This is a genomic window from Prosthecobacter sp., assembly GCF_044373815.1.
GTDB lineage: Bacteria > Verrucomicrobiota > Verrucomicrobiia > Verrucomicrobiales > Verrucomicrobiaceae > Prosthecobacter.
The window spans coordinates 1-3,223 of the sequence record NZ_JBIPNG010000623.1 but is presented as its reverse complement, the minus strand read 5'-3'; the positions used below and the strand labels follow the sequence as shown (position 1 = coordinate 3,223).

The 3,223-nt window shown below is 60.0% G+C and carries 3 protein-coding genes and 1 pseudogene; 1 reads left to right on the top strand and 3 read right to left on the bottom strand.

Annotated elements, in window-relative coordinates:
* Positions 1–1,436 (bottom strand): glucose-6-phosphate isomerase (locus ACIREA_RS29290; protein ID WP_397385862.1); only part of this gene is annotated, 1,436 nt, incomplete at its 3' end.
* Between the two features lie 88 nt (positions 1,437–1,524).
* Between ACIREA_RS29290 and ACIREA_RS29285 the strand changes: the two genes are divergently transcribed.
* Positions 1,525–1,896, top strand: a complete 372-nt coding sequence (locus ACIREA_RS29285) for a Dabb family protein (RefSeq protein WP_397385861.1) — start codon at positions 1,525–1,527, stop codon at positions 1,894–1,896.
* A 1-nt stretch (position 1,897) separates the two neighbouring features.
* On the opposite strand, the gene ACIREA_RS29280 is transcribed toward ACIREA_RS29285, so the two are convergent.
* Entirely contained in the window at positions 1,898–2,644 is a 747-nt protein-coding gene (locus tag ACIREA_RS29280) for a HesA/MoeB/ThiF family protein (RefSeq protein WP_397385860.1), read from the bottom strand.
* Positions 2,645–2,889: 245 nt separating this feature from the next.
* Positions 2,890–3,223 (bottom strand): annotated as a pseudogene (locus ACIREA_RS29275) (4-(cytidine 5'-diphospho)-2-C-methyl-D-erythritol kinase); the annotation flags it as partial.

The window sequence follows — 3,223 nt, the reverse complement described above, 5'->3', positions numbered from 1 at the left end:
ACTTCATCAGCCGTGCGGCCCGTGTCGGTGAGTGCAGCGCGCACCTTGGCAAGCTGAGTCAGGAAGTCTGTGGCGGCTTTTTTGCCTGCCTCCACACCGGGCTGGTGGTAGGCATTGATGTTGACCAGGCTGGCGTAGAAGCTGACGGCGCGCTCAAACAGACCGATGAGCATTCCCAGGGTGAAGGCGTTGAGCTCGGGGATCGTGAGAGTGATGGATTCACGGCCTTTTTCTGCCAGCGCCTTGCGGGTGCCGCGCAGGAAGCCCTGAAGGTAGTCGCCGGTGGTGAAACCGGGATCGACTTCAAGGGAAGCGGTGTCGCGGGATTTGGCCACTTCGATGAAGGTGACGAAGAAATTGTTCACGCCATCGCGGAGCTGCTGTACATAGGCATGCTGATCGGTGCTGCCTTTGTTGCCATAGACGGCGATGCCCTGGTTCACCACGGCACCGTTCAGATCGTGCTCTTTTCCGAGGCTTTCCATGACCAGCTGCTGGAGGTACTTGCTGAAGAGAACCAGCCTATCCTTGTAGGGCAGCACGACCATGTCCTTCAGGCCCTGGCCTTTGCCGGCTTGGTGCCACATCAGAGCCAGCAGCATTGCAGCGTTTTCGATGGCAGGGCGCTGGCGTGTTTCCACATCCATGGCTGCGGCTCCGGCGAGGAACTGAAGCACATCCACGCCCTGCAGCGCGGCGGCCAGAGTGCCCACGGCGCTCATGAGGCTGGTGCGTCCGCCCACCCAGTCCCACATGGGGAAGCGGGTCAGCCAGCCCTGGGCGGTGGAATGCTTGTCCAGTTCGCTGCCTACGCCTGTTACGGCGACGGCATGCTTGGCAAAGTCAAGCCCAGCGGCCTTGTAGGCGGTTTCGGCTTCGAGCATGCCGTTACGCGTTTCCTTGGTGCCGCCGGACTTGGAAATCACGATGGTGAGAGTCGTGGCCAGTTCATCACCGATCTGGGCCATCACGCGGTCGATGCCGTCCGGATCTGTGTTGTCGAGGAAGGAGATGGCCAGCGGCGGATTGGCCGGGGTGATGGCATGCGCCACGAGCTGTGGGCCGAGCGCCGAACCACCAATGCCCACGACGAGCACGCGGGTGAACTTTTGGCCATTGGCGGCCTTGATCACTCCGGCGTGAACATCAGCAGCGAATTTCAGCGTGGCAGCGAGGGTCTCGCTGATTTCATGCTGAAGCGCGTCATTGGGGGCGAGGCGGGCGTTTCGCAGCCAGTAGTGGCCGACCATGCGCTGCTCATCCGGATTGGCGATGGCTCCGGCTTCGAGCTCGATCATCGCCTTGTAGGCGGACTCGATGCGGGGTGCCATTTTGCTGAAGATGTCATCCTCGAAAGCCATGCGGCTGATGTCGATGGAGAATCCCAGGTTGGAGTAACGAACAAAGTGTTTTTGAAAGCGGTCCCAATGGCTCATATTAGTTGTTAAGGAGCATGCACGATGCCACGGCGCAACCTGTTTGAGGCGTTGACGTAAAGTGCTCTTTGCGACATTCTCGCGCACCATGAAAGCCGCCTTCTTTGCTCTCGCCATTCTCCTCTCCGCCATGACCACCCTCGCCACCGCCGCAGACGCCCCCTACCGACACGTTGTGTTCTTCAAGTTCAAGGACAGCGCGACACCAGCCGAAGTGCAGGGCATTGAAAACGCCTTCATCGAACTCACCAAGAAGGTCAACACGGTCACCGCGTTTGAATGGGGCACCAATGTGAGCCCGGAAGGACTCAACGACGGCTTCACGCATTGCTTCCTCGTCACCTTCAAAGACAAGGCGGGCCTTGACGTATACCTCCCGCATCCAGAGCATTCGGCCTTTGTTGCCAAGCTCAAGCCGCTGCTCGATAAAGTCTGCGTGGTCGATTTCGTGGCGAAATAAATCAGCCGCACACCACGCAGTCGTCCCGCTTCGGCAGACGAATCTTGCGGAACTGCATCGTGGAGAGATCCATGGAGAGCAGCACCCCGCAAAGCGTCTCGCCGATGCCGGTGATCAGCTTGATGACCTCCATGGCCCCGAGGCAGGCGGCCGTGCCTGACACCGCGCCAAACACGGGGAACTGACGCTTCCACGTGGGAGGCACTTCAGGAACGTAGCAGGCAAGGCAGCCTGTTTTGCCGGGCATAAAGGTCGTCACGCTGGCTTCCAGCGTGTGCATGGCGCATTCCACCATTGGCTTGCCAGCACGCATGGCGGCGGCGTTCAAAGCCAGCCGCTCCTGAAACAGTGGCGCGGCATCCACCACGAAGTCCGCCTGACCCACCAGCGCATCGGCGTTTGCCGGGGACACGTTTTCCGCGATGCCCACGATTTCACAGCGAGGATTGAGTTCCTGCAGGCGGCGCACGATGGAATCCATGCGCGGTTTGCCGATGTGATCGTGTGTTTGCAGCAGCTGGCGGTTCAAATCTGACGGCTGCAGATCGCCACCGTGGGCGAGCACCAGTTTTCCCACACCCGCCGCAGCGAGTTCCAGCGCCACCAGACCGCCCAGACCGCCGACGCGGGAGATCAGCACCGAGGCTCCTTTGAGCTTTCGCTGGCCTTCCTCACCCACGCCGGGCACCCACATCTGCCATTCATAAATCGCACGTTCGGGGTCGGTCAGTGGGGGGAGTTCGGGCATGGGCGGATAAGGAGAACAGTCGTCAGCAAAAATATTTTCATCATTTTTCAACACTCTGCCAACTACCCCTCACTAACCCGGGTACAGTAAATGCGGGGATTTCAGCCCTCCATAGACTGGGTCTTGAGAGTGATTGGTTGTTGACTAAAACCCCTGCTTCACCGCAGGGCCAAGTTGAGGTTTAACAAACCAGAGGCCGGGCGGAATCGGGAGCCGCCCGGCCTCAATCTTTTCAGCCGGTGCTGCTAAGCCGCCGCCGTCATGGTGGATTGAACCCAGGAAGTCTCGCCGCACCATTCTCGGGCTTTGACGGCCAGTTCTGCCGCCTGAGCCGGTGTTTCAGTGATGGCAAACATGGTGCTGCCGGAGCCGGACATCAGGGCAGCGTGGACCTCGCTTTGCTCAAGCAGCCAGGTTTTCAGCGTGGGCAGGAGCAGGTGTTTTTGGAAAACGGGCCGCTCCAGATCATTCGACATGGCACCCCATGGGCAAAGCTGCGGTGCGTAAAGAATGCTGGGTATCTCCTTGGAGTCGGCCCAGTTCTTGTAGGCCCAGGGGGTGGGGATGGGGAAGGGGGGC